A 16,180-nucleotide genomic window follows, 5' to 3' on the forward strand; every position below is an offset into this window, starting at 1 on the left:
TCAGTACACCTGCTCCGCCTTGGGCACGTACCATTTGATCTGATTGTAGCCGATGCCGGCCGGGGCCGTTTCCACACCGCGGATGCGGGCACTGACCACCGGCAGGGCGTCCGGCACATAGAGGAAGGTATAGGGCTGCTCGTCGGCCATGATCTCCTGGATACGGAAATAAGCCTTCTTGCGCTTTTCCATGTCAAAGGTGCTGCGCCCCTCCACCAGCAGACGGTCCACCTCGGCGTTTTTGAAACCGACGAAGTTCAGTTCGCCCGGATTGGTCTTGCTGGAGTGCCAGACATCGTACATGTCCGGGTCCGGCGTGGTGGTCCATCCCAGCATGACCACCTCGAAATTCCCCTTGTCCACGAATTCCTTGAGGAACGTGGCCCACTCCACGATGCGGATCTTCACGTCGACCCCCACGTACCTGAGCCGCTGCTGGACGATCTGGGCCGTCAGCAGCCGCTGCTGGTTCCCCTGGTTGGTCAGGATGGTGAAGCTGAACGGTTTGCCGTCCTTCGTCAGGATGCCGTCACTGTTTTTCTCCCGCCACCCCGCCTGGGCCAGGAGTTCGGCCGCATGTTTGGGGTCGTAGGCGATATCCCTGACGTTGGGGTTGTAGGCCCAGCGGCCGGGAGGAATCGGTCCCGCCGCCTTCTGGCCCATGCCGAACAGCACGCCGTGGATCAACTCGTCCTTGTCGATGGCCGCGGTCAGGGCTTGCCGGATGCGCTTGTCCCGAAAAAGCGGATGGCGCAGGTTGTAGCCCATATAGACATAACTGGATGAGGGATAGCGGTACTTGTTGAACAGCGACGTGAACCGGGTCCCGGTGGTCTGGCGGGCATACTGCACCGGCGTCAGCCCCATCATGTCGATGGCGCCGGCCTTGAGTTCCATGTACATGGTGGAGGTATCGGGGATGATACGGTAGATATAGCGGTCGATCCACGGCCTGCCTTCGAAGTAGTCGTGGTTGGATTCCAGCACGATCTTCTGGCCGGCGACCCACTCCTTGAAGCGGTACGGACCGGTGCCGATCGGCGCGCGAGCCAGGGGACTCTTGGTGATATCCTTCCCCTCCAGAAGGTGCGCCGGCAAAATGGCGGTCCCCCACGAGGCCAGGGCCGGCGCAAAGGGAGCGCCGTAGGTCACCCGGACGGTATAATCGTCGGGCGCGACAATGCCCTTGACCTGCTTGAAATCCTCGGCATAGGCGGTGGGCGTCTTGGGGTCGATGACGACATGGTAGGTATAGAGTACGTCGCGGGAGGTAAAGGGGGCGCCGTCGTGCCATTTCACCCCACGGCGCAGATGGAAGGTGATGGTGAGCCCATCCGGAGAGATGGCGAAGGATTGTGCCAGATCGCCGATAATCTTGAGGTTTTTGTCGTATTTGACCAAGCCGTTGTAGATCTGCCCGGCCACGGCATGGGATGAGCTATCGGTTGCCAGGAGTGGGATCAGGGTGGAGGCATCGCCGATGGTCCCCTCCACCAGGGCATCGCCATAGGCGGGTTTTACAACGCCGGCGCCTCCCCGGGGAGGCGCCGGCGCTTGGGTACATGCGGAAACGAAAAGAAAAAGGGCCGGGAAGAGCAGCCTGAAACGGCGCACCGTGTTCATCGATCACCCGGCTCCCCTTTGAGCTTGCGCAGCTTGTCCGCCAAATCCTTGCGTTCCGGTTCGATCTTCAGCGCGCGTTTGTAAAGCTTCAGCGCCTTGTGGTACTCCCGCTTGGCATAATAGGCGTCCCCCAGGTGCTCGGCGATGGTGGAGTCTTCCTCAACCTGGCGGTTGGCCTCCTCCAGGTATTTCACGGCCTCATCGAACTTTTTCATCTTGAAGTAAACCCAACCGAGACTGTCCAGGAAAAACCCATCATTGGGGCGGATGGCAACGGCCTGCTTGAGGTATTCCAACGCCTGTTCCAGGTTGATGCCCAACTCTGCATAGGTGTAGCCCAGAAAATTGAGCGCCTGGGAATCCTTGGGACTGATGGCGAGCACCTTTTTCATCTGTTCGATGGATTCGTTCTTTTTGCCCTGCTTGTCGTAAAGAACGCCGATGCGGAAAAAAAGGCGGGGCTCGTTCGGGAAGTCCTTTTCCGCGCCCAGCACCAGGGCCAGGGCATCATCGACCTTGCCGAGCGACTCGTAGAGCGTTGACAGGTTGAGATAGAGGTCCAGCTGGCCCGGATTGCCGGCAATGGCATCCTTGAGCATCCCCACCGCCTGGTCGGTCTTGCCCTTTTCCTTGAGGATAAAGGCGATGTGCCCGATGGCATCCAGGTAGGCGGCCGAAGCGTGAGGTATTTTGGTGTATTCGGCATAAGCCCGGTCGATATCGCCCTTCTCCTCATAGGCCATCCCCAGATAGAAACGTATCTGATCGGCGCTCGAATCCTTTTCGAGCATATCGTTGAATACCTTGATGGCGTCATCATACTGTTCCAGTTCAAGATGGAGCAGCCCGATCTTACGCATGGTTTCCGGGCCGGAAAGTCCGGAATCCGCTGCCCGCTTCAGGAGGTCAAGGGCATCCTCGAAGCGGCGCTGCTGAATAAGAAGCTGTATCAGGCGCTGCAGGACCGGGACCTTGCTGTCGTCGTCATCGAGAATGTTCTTATAGGTCTCGATCGCCTGGGGATAGTCCCCCAGGGCTTCATAGGAAGCGGCCATGTCGAGGGCGGCCTGTTCGAACTCGGGCCGCAATTCGAGGGCTTTCTGAAAGTACCCCACCGCTTCGCGGTACAGCTTCATCTGGCTGTAGGCCCTGCCGAGATAGTAGTACCCCAGCATGGAGTCGGGATTGACCTTGATCAGCGACTTGAGCGTGGTGACGGTCTCTTCGTACTCGTTGAGCCGCGACAGGGCCAGGGACAGGTGCAGATAGGCGTCTTCCCGGGAAGGGTCGAGCTGGACCGCCTTGCGCAGATAATCGAGTGCTTCCCGGTCCTTGCCGATGGACGACAGGGTCGTGCCGGCCATGATATAGGGCTCACGATAGGTCGGGTCGAGCTTGATGGCCTTGTCGAAGTATTCCATGGCCTCTTGTGCCTGCCCGATCTTCAGCTTGACCTCGGCAACGGCGTTGTTGAGAAAGGGGGATGCCGGGTCCAACTCAAGGGCATCCCTCAGAATGGACAGGGCGGTGGGGAAATCACCGTCGTAGGCCGACAAACGAGCCCGGGAATAGAGATACAGGGCCCGGGACTGGTTGCCGTATGCCAAGCGGGACGGCGAGGGATCGACACGCGTCGGGGAACCGGTTGTCGCGCAGGAGGAGAGCAGAATGGCGGACAGTGCTATCAATAGAAAACAGGGCTTCACAGCGGCGTTCCTCGTTGTTGAAAAGTGTGATAAAACCTAGCATGAAACCTAATCACCGTCAAATGAATATCAGACCGGCCAGTTGCTTGCGGAAGCGTTGTTTTAATGGTAGTATTCTTATCTAAGAGAGAGACCATCATGCAACGCAATATACTAAAATCATTATTGAAATCCAGCGCATACCCGGAGGCGGCCGGCGTCGTCGAACTGATTCAGACGCACGTTTCCTGGATATTCCTGGCGGGCGACACGGTCTACAAGATCAAAAAGCCCGTTGATTTCGGGTTTCTCAACTTCTCGACCATCGATCGGCGCCGGTTTTACTGCCATGAAGAGGTACGGCTCAACAGCCGTCTCTGCCCGGATATCTACCTGGGAGTCGTCGAAGTGCGGGAGGCTCCCGGCGGAGCCGCATTTTTCGGGGACGGCCCGATCATCGATTATGCCGTCAAGATGAGGCGACTCCCGGCAGGACGGATGCTCGACCAACTGGTGTCCAGGGGAGAGGTAACCGCCGCCGATATGCGGGCGGTGGCCAAGGTCATCGCCGACTTCCACCTCGCCGCCGCCACCTCGCCCGCCATCAGCGAATACGGTCGACGGGAACGGGTCATGGCCAATTGGCAGGAAAACTTTGCCCAGAGCGCGGCAGACAATTCCCGCACGCCGCTCTCACCCGACGAGTTGGCGGTGATCCGGGAATGGGTGTCCTCATTTGTCGAAAGCCGGGCTGAGCTTTTTGAAAAACGGATAGCCCAAGGGTTCATCCGTGAATGCGACGGAGATATCCACCTGGAGAACATCTGCCTGACCGACGGCAGGATTTACATCTTCGACTGCATCGAGTTCAACGAGCGCTTCCGCTACTGCGACACGGCCGCCGATATCGCCTTTCTGCTCATGGACCTCGACTATCACCGCCGTCACGACCTGGCAGAGGCGGTGCAGGACGAATATCTGGCCGCCTCGGGTGATGCCGGCCTTCTGGAACTGGTCGATTTCTACAAGCTGTACCGCGCCTTTGTGCGGGGCAAGGTGGAAAATCTCCGCCAGAACGACAGCGGCATAGATCCGCAGGAGCAGGAACGCGCCGGAGTGAGAGCGGCCGGATACTTCCGGCTGGCGCGCGGTTACATCGAGCGGCAGCGCCAGAAAACGACTCTTTTCATCACCTGCGGCCTCACCGGGAGCGGCAAAAGCACCCTGGCGGCACAACTGGCCTTTGAGCTCGGCATTGCGACCTACAATTCGGACAGGGTTCGCAAACAGATGGCGGCCCTGCCGCCGGATACGGCCATGCGCGTGCCGTTCGGGACCGGCCTGTACTCGGCCGCAGCCAGCGAGGCCACCTATGCCGAACTGCTGCGTCTGGCGGAAGCCGAACTCGGTGCGGGACGTTCCGTCGTCATCGATGCTTGCTTCATCAGCCGCAGTCGGCGGCGCCCCTTCATCCACCTGGCCGAAAGACTCGCAGTCCGTTGCGTCGTGCTGCACTGCGCCTGCCCGGAGACGGAGCATCGCCGCCGTCTGGTCGCACGGGAAGCGGCCGGCGAGAACATCTCCGACGGACGCCTGGAGATTCTCGAATTGCAGCGCGACAGCTTCCAACCGCCCGATGCGTCGGAAGGGCTCGTGGTAAACGTTGCCACGGACGCTGCGCCCGAGACCCTCACCACCCCGATCTACGCGAGGCTCGCGCCATGACGAGGCACCTGCGCCACAAGCTCCTGCGCCGGCTCCAGTTCCGGGAATCATGGGTCATCTTCTTCGTGGCGGGCTTCATCATGATGAACTTTCCCTTTTTGCACATCTTCAACAAGCCGGGCACCATCTTCGGTTACCCGTTCATGTTTCTCTATTTCTATCTCGGCTGGGCCGCGTCCATATTCATAATCTATCTCTTCACCCTGGCAGTCAGCAATCCGACCGCCGCTAAATCACCGGAGAACAAACAACCGTGAGCTCCGGCTTTGCCCATGCGGCAATCATATCGGCCCTCTACACCGCACTGATCTTCCTGATCGCCTGGTATGCCCACCGCCGCAAGGAGACAGGCCGGAGCATCGTCGGCAATCCCTACGTCTATTCCCTGTCCATTGCGGTCTACTGCACGTCGTGGACCTTCTACGGCAGCGTCGGCAAGGCGGCCACCACCGGCCTGGACTTCCTGATGATCTATGTCGGGCCGTCGCTCACCGCATTTTCCTGGTTTTTCCTGCTGCGCCGCATCGTCCAGATCAGCAAGGAGAACAACATCACCTCCATCGCCGACTTCATCAGCCTGCGCTACGGCAAGTCGCTCTGGCTGGGCGCCCTGGTGACCCTGATCTCCACCTTGGGCATCATGCCCTATATCGCCCTGCAGATAAAGGCGGTTTCCACCAGTTTCTACCTGATCGGCGGATTCCGGGCCAACAGTATCCACATTCCCCACGGCGGAGGCGAATTGTCGGTGCCGACCGGCCTTTTGCTCGCCCTGATCCTGTCGATCTTCAGCATCATCTTCGGAGCCCGCAGGCTGGCATCGAGCGAACGCCACGAGGGGCTGATCGCCGCCGTGGCCTTCGAATCGCTGGTCAAACTGGTCAGCCTGCTCGGGGTGGGCATCTTTGTCACCTATTACCTCTTTGACGGTTTCGGCGATATCTTCACCCGTTTCCATGCCGCCCGCCCCAAACTGTTCGAGCAACTTTTCACCTTTGGCGGTGCCAGCAACGACCCGGGCTATATCCCCTCCTTCACCATGCTCGTCATGTCCATGGCCGCCATCATGCTCCTGCCGCGCCAATTCCATGTCATGGTGATCGAAAACTCGGACGAAAAGCATATCACCAAGGCCATGTGGCTCTTTCCCGCCTACCTTTTCCTGATCAACCTGTTCGTCATGCCGATTGCCCTGGGCGGCATCCTGACCACCGGCAGCAGTACCGGGGCCGATTTTTTCGTCATCAACGTCCCACTTTTGAGCGGACACGGCACCATCGCCCTCTTGGCCTTTCTGGGAGGGGTATCGGCCGCCGCCGGGATGGTTATGGTGGAATCGGTCGCCATATCCACCATGCTGCTCAACAATATCTTCATGCCGGTCATCGTTCGCTTCACCCCCCAACCCTGGTTTCCCTATCTGCTGATCAACCTGAAACGGCTCGGCATCATTCTGGTGATCTTCCTGGGGTATTTCTACTACCGGATCGCGGGCGACTCCTACATGCTGGTCAATATGGGGCTGATCTCCTTCTCGGCCGCCTGCCAGTTTCTGCCGGTCATGCTGGGGGGCCTCTATTGGAGGCGCGGCAACAAAACCGGCGCCATTACCGGTATCCTGTTCGGCTTTCTGACCTGGGCCTATACCTTGCTGCTCCCTTCGCTCGGCAAACCCGGCTGGCTTGGGATGGAACTGTTCACGAAAGGCCCTTTCGGCATCGGACTCCTCAAGCCGACCGAACTGTTCGGCCTCAGCAACATGGACCTGTGGAGCCACTCCCTGTTCTGGAGCATGCTGTTCAACGTGGGCGCATATATCTTCTGCTCGATCCTGTTGCGCCAGGACGAGTCGGAGCGCGAGCAGGTCCGGCGCTTCATCGGTAGCTACGAGCAGGAGCGCGCCTACTATCCGGCAGAGACCAAGCGTCTCTCCAAGCCGGTTACCATCGGCCAGTTCGTCAATCTGATGGCCAAGTTCATCGGAGAGGCGGATGCGCACCGAGCCATCAGCAGCCACCTGGGCGACCGGGAGATGGACGCGGACGGCAATGTTCCCGAGTTCGAACTGCCCAACCTGAAGCGGTTCACCGAGAAAACCCTGGCCGGGTCGGTCGGCGCGGCCGCCGCCGGGGCCATTGTGGACAGTTTCCTTTCCGACATGGGGTCACGCATGGAATCGGTCTACGATATCTTCAGCTCCGTGCGCACCTCCCTCGACCAGAGCCGCGAAGCTCTCTACGTCCGCCTGAAGGCGTCCGAGATCATCAATCGTACCCTTGACCTCCAGATCATCATGGATGACCTGCTCAACCTGCTCTTGAAGGAATTCAAGCTTGATGTGGCCTTCATCCAACTGCGCAACGGCAACGGCACCCTGACGGTCAAGAGCTATCAGGGGAGCAACCGGCGTCCCGTGGCTCCGCGGCATTGGTTCATGGAAAGCGCTCCCTACTGGGATATGGCGCTTTTGGACCGCAAGCCGCACTTCGTCAACGACACCAGCCAGATCAGTGGGACCGTCAACCTGGAGCAGACTATTGGGGAGGGAATCGTTTCCTGCGCCTATCTCCCCATCTTCCGCGAGGGCGAACCCTCCCTGGGGGTGTTATCGGTTTTTTCCAAATCGATCACCGGCATTTTCACCGAAGAGTTCATCAGCCTGCTGTGCAGTTTGGCGGGCCAACTGGCCCAGGCGGTCACCATTGTCCGCGAGATGGAGGCCAAGGAGCGGGAACGGAATGAGAAGGAACTGGCGCTCCTGACAAGCGCGCGGGTCACGCGGGACATGGAGATCGCCCAACAGATCCAGATGTCGCTCCTGCCCGACGCCGCCCCGGAGACCTTCGGGATCGATATGGCGGGCCGCTGCATCTCGGCCGCCCATGTGGGGGGCGATTATTACGATTTTTTCAAGCGCGACGACCGCACCATCGACCTCCTGATCGCCGACGTCTCCGGGCACAGCGTCGGCGCGGCCCTGATCATGGCCGAGGTACGCACCCTGTTGCGCGCCCAGGTCAATTCCGCCCACAGCGCCAGCGCCATTCTGCAAATCCTCAACAGCCAGCTTTACGACGATCTGACCCGCTCCGAGCTGTTCATCACCATGTTCTACGCCAAGTACAACTCCGCCACCGGCCGCCTTTCCTTCGCCAATGCCGGCCACAACCGTCCCATGATCAGCCGTGACGGCGAGCACTCATGCGTCGAGTTGGACGCGGAAGGCCTGATCCTCGGCGTCAAGACCTCGGTAATATTCGAGGAGCGCAGTTTCGAGCTTAAGGCGGGGGATGTGCTGCTCTTCTATACGGACGGCCTGACCGAGGCGCGCAACGAGCGGGACGAGATGTTCGGGACCGGGCGGGTATGCTCTCTCCTGGGCACGCTGCGGCACCTGCCGGCCAGGGAGATTATCGATGCGTTCTACGCGGCGGTCAGGGGCTTCACCGCTTCGGAAACATTCCAGGATGATATCTCCCTGGTCGTGCTCAAAATCCTGTAGAATCACCGCACCGTTCCCCGGCCTCGGCGCTCTGAGGGGGACACATAACGAAAGGAGTTACCCATGCAGTTGAAAATCGAAGAGAACGGAGCCGTCAGGGTCATCTACGTAAAGGAGGAACGCCTTGACGCCCACAACTCCGACGAGCTCAAGGCCGAACTGAACCGGCTGTTCGATAACGGGGCCAAAGACCTGTTGATCGACCTCAAGGAGGTACGTTTCATCGACAGTTCCGGGTTGGGGGTGCTGGTATCAGGATTCAAGAATGCATCCGCGCGCCAGGGGAGCCTCAAGCTTTCCGCGCTCCAGAGCCAGGTCAAGTCGATGTTCGAACTGACCCGCCTGCACCGGGTATTCGACATATTCCCGACGGTGGACGATGCGCTGGAGAGCTACTGACCGAGCCATCATTCACGTACCTGCAGTTTTCTCACACGCGAGGTTGTCATGAAGAACACCATCGACATAGAGATCGTTGTTCCCAACCAGACCCGTTACCTGAGCATGATCGGCAAAATCGGCGAAAATGTGGTGCGGGAGCTGGACCGCTTCAAAGGGGACCGGGAGGCCTTGGCGCACCACCTCAACGTGGTGCTGACCGAGGCCATGGTAAACGCCATCAAACACGCCAATGCCGCCGACCCCAGCAAGGAAATCCAGATACGCATCAGCGTCTCCGATCAGGAGATCTGCATCAAGGTCTACGACAGCGGGCAGGGTTTCGACCTCACGAGCGTACCCGATCCCAAGTTTGAAGCGGACCAGCTCGGCGAAAAGGGGCGCGGCATCTTCATCATCCGCTCTTTGATGGATTCCGTGGAGTACAAAAAGGCCGACGGAGGCAATGTCCTGGAGATGAAAAAATCCCTTGGCTAAAAAGGACGCGCCTCAACGCCCCATTCATTCAATTCCGTCAGCACGTTGCCAATCATTTTTTCAAGTTGTGCAGTAATGTTTTGGGAGAGTTCCGCTCCCATCTCGATACTGGCGGGCTGAATCCCGACCAGTACCATCTCACGGGGAGCATGCCCCAGCAACTCCGCCACGGCGAGAAGATCCTTGAGCCCCATCTGGTGAGGAGAAACCTTGGTTTGCAGAGCAATCGGCAACTCCTTGCCCGACAGCCGCACCAGCGTTCCCGGTTTGCCCCCCGTTTCGACCGCATCCACCACCAAGAGCCGCCCGATCCCTTCCAGCATGGGCAAAAGATCCAACCCCAGGGTGCCCCCGTCCATGATCTCCACTTGGGGCGGGAAGCGGTAGCGTTTCTGGAGTTCCTGGACCACCCGCACGCCTACCCCGTCGTCGCACATCACCAGATTGCCGATGCCGAGCACCAGGATAGCTGGGGCTTGGGCTTGACCGTCATGCAAAATCATGCACCCCTCCGCTGCGGAAAATGGACGCGCCCCCTGTGGCCCGGCTGAACCTAAAATATCCCCAGAATCCGTGACGCCGGAATACCTGAGCTGCCGGAAGAGCCGGAGCCCGCACGCCGTCCGTGCAGCACCAAGCCACTCACCACGCTGGGCCGCCGCCGGACGGTCGGCCATCTGCATCCCCGCAGAGGCAGAGGCATTCCGGACAAGCGGAGGCATGGAGGCGTCACGGATTCTGGGGATACACTAATCCTCTTTCTTCACCGTGAACTTGTAACCGCAGAACATGCTGGAAATCTCGCTGCCGTGCTCCTTGATGTCCATCAACCAGGCGCTGTAGATATGGTTGATGACGAAACCGACGATCAGCCACATGCCGAAATGATGGGTGAGCCGCATCCCCTGGTCGCTGAACAGGGCATACATGAAACCGAGCGCCCGGTGCATCGGCGAGGCGGGGGCGTGTTCGGCATACAACGCAAAGCCGGTCAGGATCATGGTGGAGTAGATGCAGAACAGGGCGATATAGGCGGTGGTCGCCAGGGGGTTGTGTCCAACGGTCTCGGGCACATCCTTGTCGATCAGCAGGTAGTAGCGCAGCATCCTGAGCAATTTATGACGCCCCCTGGCGGTGGCGAGCGGGAAAAACTCTTTCCACCCCGAGTACTTGTTGCCGATGAACGACCAGATCACCCGGGAGATCACGCTGACGGCAAACAGGTAGGCCGCGGCAAAATGGATGAAACGAATCCAGCCCATCGTAAAATCGGATGCCGAACGGCCGAACGAGAAGGGGGTGCCGATGAAGAAGCCGGTCACCGACAGCACGACGATGCAGATCACGTTGATCCAGTGGCACCAGCGCACCGGCAATTCCCAGATGTAGTTCTTGAATTTGCACTGTTCGCTCATAACCGGCCCCCCTTCTAGGAAACCTTCACTCTGATCACTTCATTTCCGGCGGTATCCACCACATGAACGGCGCAGGCCAGGCACGGGTCAAAGGAGTGGACGGTGCGCAGGATCTCCAGCGGTTTGGCGGGGTCGGCCACTGGTGTTCCGATCAGGGCCGCCTCGTAGGGGCCGCGCTGCCCCCGGGCATCCCGGGGGGACGCGTTCCAGGTGGAGGGGACAACCGCCTGGTAGTTGAGGATCTTCTGGTCCCTGATCTTGATCCAGTGCCCCAGGGCGCCGCGCGGCGCCTCGTGCCAACCGTAGCCGCTGGCCTCGGCGGGCCATTCGCCGGGGTCCCACTTCTCGTTGGCGTGGATGCGGTAATCGCCCTTGGCGATATTGGCGATCAGCTCGTCCAGCCATTTCGGAGTCTGGCGGGCGACCAGCAGGCAATCGATGCCGCGGGCGCCGGTCCTCCCCAGGGTGGAAAAGAGCGCCTCGGGGCCGACTCCCAGCTTGTTCAACACCATATCCACCGCCGCCTTGGCCTCCTTGTGGCCGGAGGCATACGCTACCAGCACCCGGGCCAAGGGTCCTACCTCCATGGCCTTTTCATCGTAGCGGGGCGCCTTGACCCAGGAGTACTTTTTGTCCGTATCCAGGTATTCGTAGGGGGGCTTGGGGCCGCTGTAGCGCGCCTCGGATTCGCCGTCCCAGGGATGGAGTCCCTTTTCCGGGCCGTTCTTGTACTCGAACCAGGAGTGGTCCACGTACTCGGCCACCTTTTTCTGGTCCACCGGCAGCACCTGGGAGATGTCCTTGCCCAGGATGGCGCCCTGGGGCAACCACTGGTTGCCGGCCGCATCGGGGAATTCGCCGTAGCAGAGGAAATTGCCCACCCCGCCGCCGATAGCGGCCCACTCCTTGTAGAAAGAGGCGACCGCCAGAAGGTCCGGGATATAGACCTTTTCCACGAAGTCCTGCGCCTTCTTCAGCAGGCGTTTGATCTCCATCAGCTTGTCGGCGTTGAGGGCGTTCTGGGAGTCGGGATCGATGGGGATCGACATGCCGCCCACCAGAAAGGTCTGGGGATGGGGATTCTTGCTCCCCAGGATGGCGTGAATCCTGATAACGTCCTTCTGCCACTCCAGGGCCTCCAGATAGTGGGCCGTCGCCATCAGGTTCGCCTCGGGGGGGAGCTTGTAGGCCGGATGGCCCCAGTAGGCGTTGGCGAACGGACCGAGTCGCCCCGATGCCACGAAGGCTTTGAGCCTGTCCTGCACCGATTTGAAGTAGGTCGGGGAGTTGTTGGGCCAGTCGGAGAGAGAGGCGGCCAGGGCAGAAGTCCCGGCCGGGTCGGCCTTGAGGGCCGAGGTCACGTCCACCCAGTCCAGGGCGTGCAGGTGATAGAAATGGATAACGTGATCCTGCACATTCTGGATGCCGATGATGATATTCCTGATCAACTGGGCGTTGGGCGGGATTTTGATCCTGAGCGCATCCTCCACGGCCCGGATGGAGGCGATGGAATGCACGGTAGTGCAGACGCCGCAGAAACGCTGGGTCCAGAACCAGGCATCCCGCGGGTCGCGCCCCTGGAGGATCTTCTCGATGCCACGGAACATGGTGCTGGAACTCCAGGCATCGGTGATCCTGCCGTTATCGATCTCGGCCTCGATGCGCAGATGTCCTTCAATCCTGGTAATCGGGTCAACCACTATCTTGGCCATTGCCTATCCCTCCCTGTTTTCGTCGCTGGGTTCCTTATCTCTCCTTATGGCGTTCAGTGCGCCGTGGACGGCAAAGGCCGTTGCGGCGCCGGCCGCGAGCCCGATGCCGATCTTGTCGGCGGTCTGCTCGATACCGAAACCGGGCACGTGGGGCAGACGTTTGTACAGGGGGCCCATGGTGTCCCAGAAGGCCGGCTCCGAGCACCCGGCGCAGCCGTGGCCGCTCCCCACCGGCCAGCTAGTCTTGTCGTTGTAGCGTTGAGTGGGACAATTGTGGAACGTGGCCGGCCCCTTGCAGCCCATCCGGTAGAGGCAGAACCCCTTGCGGTGGCCGTCGTCGCCCCACTGCTCCACGTACTGGCCGGCATCGAAATGGGGGCGGCGCTCGCAGTTGTCGTGGATGCGTTTGCCATAGGCGAACAGCGGCCGGCCGTGGCCGTCCAGGGCCGGGATCTTGCCGAATACCAGATAGTGGACCACGGTGGCGGTCAGGTTGTCGGCATTGACCGGACAGCCGGGCAGGTTGATGACCGTTGCGCCGGGAACCGCCTCTTTGACGCCGACGGCCCCGGTGGGGTTGGGCACGGCAGCCGGGATGCCGCCGAAGGATGCGCAGGTGCCCACCGCGATGGTTGCCAGGGCGCCGCCGCAGACCTGGCGCGCCCGCTCAAGGTGCGACTTGCCGCCCACACAGCCATAGACGCCGCCGTCCCTCATGGGGATCGATCCCTCGACGACGCAAAGGTACTTGCCCCTGTAGTCGGCAATGGTTTTTTCCAGGGCGGCTTCCGCCTGGTGCCCGGCGGCGGCCATGATGGTCTCATGGTAGTCGACGGAGAGGATATCGAGGACGATCTCCCCCACGGTCGGGTTGGCGGAGCGCAGCAGCGCCTCCGTATCCCCGGCGCAATCCTGAAACTCCAGCCAGACCAGCGGCGGGCGCTTGACCTCGTCCAGGGCCTGGGCAACTTTGGGGGCGAAGGTGACCGGCAGGGCCATGGCAGCGGTCATGGCGGAACAGAATTTCAAAAAATCCCGTCGGGAAACCCCCCGTTCCCTGAGTATTTCTCCTACAGAGTACTCGCGCATTGCGCAATTACGTTCTAACAAACCGTTTTCAGCACCATCATCTTGACTGTTCATTCACAACCCCCTTTTTGGCTGGAGTGACCTAACATCAATCATTATGGGCATATATTGAATATATTTATTGCCATTCAGTATAATATAAAAATGTTCTATTGCAATATTTTTTGTCAATCTTTCTTGGGATGCCACAAAAAAACGGCTGCCGAAGCAGCCGTTGCACAGGGGAATTTGAAAAATCAGTTTTTGGGTTTGGTCTTTTTCTTTTGTTTGAGCGATTCCCTGAGACGCTTGGAGGCCCGCTCGATCATCAGGTGGTGACTGCCCAGGTGGGGCGATTCCGCAGCAGGCACGCGCTGGGTGTAACTACCATCCGGGTGCATGTCCCAGACCGAGCGTTGGTCGGAAAGATGAATATCGAAGATGGCCCGCAACTCCTTGGTCAACTCCGGTGACTCGACCGGACAGAGGACCTCTACACGCGCTTCAAGATTGCGTTTCATGGCGTCTGCCGAAGCGATGAAATAGTCATCCGCGCCGCCGTTTCTGAAATAGTAGAGACGCGAGTGTTCCAGGAAGCGCCCGACGACGCTCATAACCCTAATATTCTCCGAAAGCCCGGGAATGCCGGGGCGCAGCCGGCAGGTGTCGCGCACCACCAGGTCGACCTTCACCCCTGCCTGGGACGCCCGGTAGAGCGCCTTGACGATATCGCCATCTTCCAGGGCGTTCATCTTGAACTGGATCAGCCCGCCCCCTTTTTGGCGGTGCGACTCGATCTCCCGTTCAATCCCCGCCAGGAGCGCCTTTTTGAGCATCCGGGGCGCCGGTACGATCTTCTGGTAGTTACGTTTCGCCATGAAACCGGTGGTCAGGTAGTTGAACAACTCCGTCACGTCCTGGCCGATCGTCTGATCGCAGGTCAACAGTCCCAGGTCGCTGTAGATGCGCGCCGTCTCGGCATGGTAATTTCCGGTGCCGATGTGCACATACCGCCGCAGCCCGTTATAGTCCTGACGCACCACCAGAATCACCTTGCAATGGGTCTTGAGGCCAACGACGCCGTAGGTCACATGGATACCGGCCTCTTCCATCCGTTCCGCCAGGCGGATATTGGCCGCCTCGTCGAAGCGGGCCTTGAGTTCCACCACCACCGCCACCTGTTTGCCGTTCTGGGCGGCCAGCACCAGGGAATCGATGATGCGTCCCTGGATGGAGGTGCGGTAGAGGGTCATCTTGATGCCGCGTACCTTGGGGTCGGTGGCCGCTTCCCGCAGGAAGCGCTCCACCGATGTGGAGAACGACTCGTAGGGGTGTTGCAGCAGGATGGAGCCGCAGTCGCGGATGATATGGAAGATGTTGCGCGTCGCCTGCAACTGGGGGTGTTCGATGGGGTAATGGGGCTGGTCGTGCAGCCGGGCATAATCGAGGCCAGCGAGTTCGAACAGGTCGCGCAGGGCCAGAAGACCGGGCACCTCGAAGACGTCGTTTTCTTCGTCCAGCTCCAACTCGGCCGCCAGGCGACCGCGATGGACCGGATCCATGCCGGCGCCGATCTCCAGGCGCACAATCGGGGCGAACTTCCGCTCCTTCAATTCGGACTCGATCATAGCCATCAGATCGTCGGCTTCCTCCTCATCCCGTTCGGTATTGGCATTGCGGGTCACGCGGAAGATTTCGCAGCTCACGATACTCATGCCGGGAAAGAGCGTGTCCAGGTTGTTCATCATCACGTCTTCCAGGCAGACGAAATGGTCCCCCTTCCCCACCCTTATAAAACGGGGTGTTCCCAGGCCGACCGGCACCTTGACCCGCGCCAGGGACACCTCCCGCGCCCTGGGGTAGCGCAGGGTCACCAGCAGGTTGAGGGACAGGTTGGAAATGAACGGGAATGGGTGGGCCGGGTCGATGGACTGGGGGGTCAGCAGGGGAAAGATGTTGGTATAGTAGTGCTCCCGCAATGTCTTCTTTTCCTTGGCGGTAAGTTCGTTGTAGGATTCTACGGCGATGCCCTTTTCCTCCAGCAGGGAGCAGAGGTGGCGGAAAAGCTGATCCTTGCGGGCCTCAAGACTGCGAATGACAAGGTGGCACTCCTGAACCTGCTGGTGCGGTGTACGGCCATCCAGGGTCAGCTCCCGCATGCCGGCGCCGATCTGCTGCTTAAGGCCACCGATGCGCTTCATGAAAAATTCGTCCAGATTTGAACTGACAATGGCGATGAACTTCAGGCGCTCGAGCAGGGGCGTCCGGCTGTCCTCGGCTTCGTGCAGTACCCGCTGGTTAAATTCCAGCCACGTCAACTCCCGGTTGAGATACCACTCGCTGTCGTTCAGATCGAATTCGGGAGCAGCCGGAGTTTCCTCAACGGCCACAGGCGGCTTCCGTTTCGTCGCCTTGGCCTTGGGGGGCTTTGCCGGTGTTGGGTCTACCTTGTCCACCTTGCCTCGCTTGGTCTTTTTCTGGGCTTGTTTCTTGGTACGGGGGGATGCTGTCACCGTGGTCTCCAGGGTGCGGATTTGTTCTACCTGATAGATGTTACATTATTATGGCACCGTA

General features: G+C 59.9%; 12 protein-coding genes. 5 read left to right on the top strand and 7 right to left on the bottom strand.

What is annotated here, in order from left to right:
- Both F6V30_RS13280 and F6V30_RS13285 read right to left on the bottom strand, forming a co-directional pair.
- Positions 1-1,623 (bottom strand): peptide-binding protein, encoded by a 1,623-nt coding sequence (locus tag F6V30_RS13280; RefSeq protein WP_151157419.1) that lies wholly within the window; start codon positions 1,621-1,623, stop codon positions 1-3.
- Positions 1,620-3,329, bottom strand: a complete 1,710-nt coding sequence (locus F6V30_RS13285) for a tetratricopeptide repeat protein (protein WP_246163507.1) — start codon at positions 3,327-3,329, stop codon at positions 1,620-1,622. Before F6V30_RS13285 ends, F6V30_RS13280 begins: the two co-directional genes overlap by 4 nt.
- 138 nt (positions 3,330-3,467) lie before the next feature.
- Between F6V30_RS13285 and F6V30_RS13290 the strand changes: the two genes are divergently transcribed.
- From F6V30_RS13290 to F6V30_RS13310, 5 genes are all read left to right on the top strand, one after another.
- Positions 3,468-5,033, top strand: a complete 1,566-nt coding sequence (locus F6V30_RS13290) for a bifunctional aminoglycoside phosphotransferase/ATP-binding protein (protein ID WP_151157420.1) — start codon at positions 3,468-3,470, stop codon at positions 5,031-5,033.
- Positions 5,030-5,290 (top strand): hypothetical protein, encoded by a 261-nt coding sequence (locus F6V30_RS13295; RefSeq protein WP_151157421.1) that lies wholly within the window; start codon positions 5,030-5,032, stop codon positions 5,288-5,290. Before F6V30_RS13290 ends, F6V30_RS13295 begins: the two co-directional genes overlap by 4 nt.
- Positions 5,287-8,535 carry a SpoIIE family protein phosphatase gene (locus F6V30_RS13300; protein ID WP_151157422.1) on the top strand — a complete coding sequence of 1,083 codons (3,249 nt, stop codon included), beginning with the start codon at positions 5,287-5,289 and terminating at the stop codon, positions 8,533-8,535. Before F6V30_RS13295 ends, F6V30_RS13300 begins: the two co-directional genes overlap by 4 nt.
- 63 nt (positions 8,536-8,598) lie before the next feature.
- A complete protein-coding gene (locus tag F6V30_RS13305; protein WP_151157423.1) occupies positions 8,599-8,934 on the top strand; it encodes an STAS domain-containing protein in 336 nt (111 codons plus the stop codon).
- A gap of 48 nt (positions 8,935-8,982) precedes the next feature.
- Positions 8,983-9,411: an ATP-binding protein gene (locus F6V30_RS13310; protein WP_151157424.1), complete on the top strand. Its 429-nt coding sequence runs from the start codon at positions 8,983-8,985 to the stop codon at positions 9,409-9,411.
- Here the strand turns inward: F6V30_RS13310 and F6V30_RS13315 are convergent.
- From F6V30_RS13315 to ppk1, 5 genes are all read right to left on the bottom strand, one after another.
- Positions 9,408-9,914, bottom strand: coding sequence for a HyaD/HybD family hydrogenase maturation endopeptidase (locus F6V30_RS13315; protein ID WP_151157425.1), 507 nt, complete (start codon positions 9,912-9,914; stop codon positions 9,408-9,410). The genes F6V30_RS13310 and F6V30_RS13315 overlap by 4 nt on opposite strands.
- Positions 9,915-10,160: 246 nt before the next feature.
- Positions 10,161-10,826, bottom strand: a complete 666-nt coding sequence (gene cybH / locus F6V30_RS13320) for a Ni/Fe-hydrogenase, b-type cytochrome subunit (RefSeq protein ID WP_151157426.1) — start codon at positions 10,824-10,826, stop codon at positions 10,161-10,163.
- Positions 10,827-10,840: 14 nt separating this feature from the next.
- The gene (locus tag F6V30_RS13325) at positions 10,841-12,538 is read right to left on the bottom strand and encodes a nickel-dependent hydrogenase large subunit (RefSeq protein WP_151157427.1); all 1,698 of its coding nucleotides are present in this window, start codon (positions 12,536-12,538) and stop codon (positions 10,841-10,843) included.
- 3 nt (positions 12,539-12,541) lie between these two features.
- Positions 12,542-13,567 (bottom strand): hydrogenase small subunit, encoded by a 1,026-nt coding sequence (locus F6V30_RS13330; RefSeq protein ID WP_246163509.1) that lies wholly within the window; start codon positions 13,565-13,567, stop codon positions 12,542-12,544.
- Between the two features lie 296 nt (positions 13,568-13,863).
- Entirely contained in the window at positions 13,864-16,062 is a 2,199-nt protein-coding gene (gene ppk1, locus F6V30_RS13335) for a polyphosphate kinase 1 (protein ID WP_476739156.1), read from the bottom strand.
- Positions 16,063-16,180 lie beyond the last annotated feature (118 nt).

This window comes from Oryzomonas sagensis (genome assembly GCF_008802355.1).
GTDB lineage: Bacteria > Desulfobacterota > Desulfuromonadia > Geobacterales > Pseudopelobacteraceae > Oryzomonas > Oryzomonas sagensis.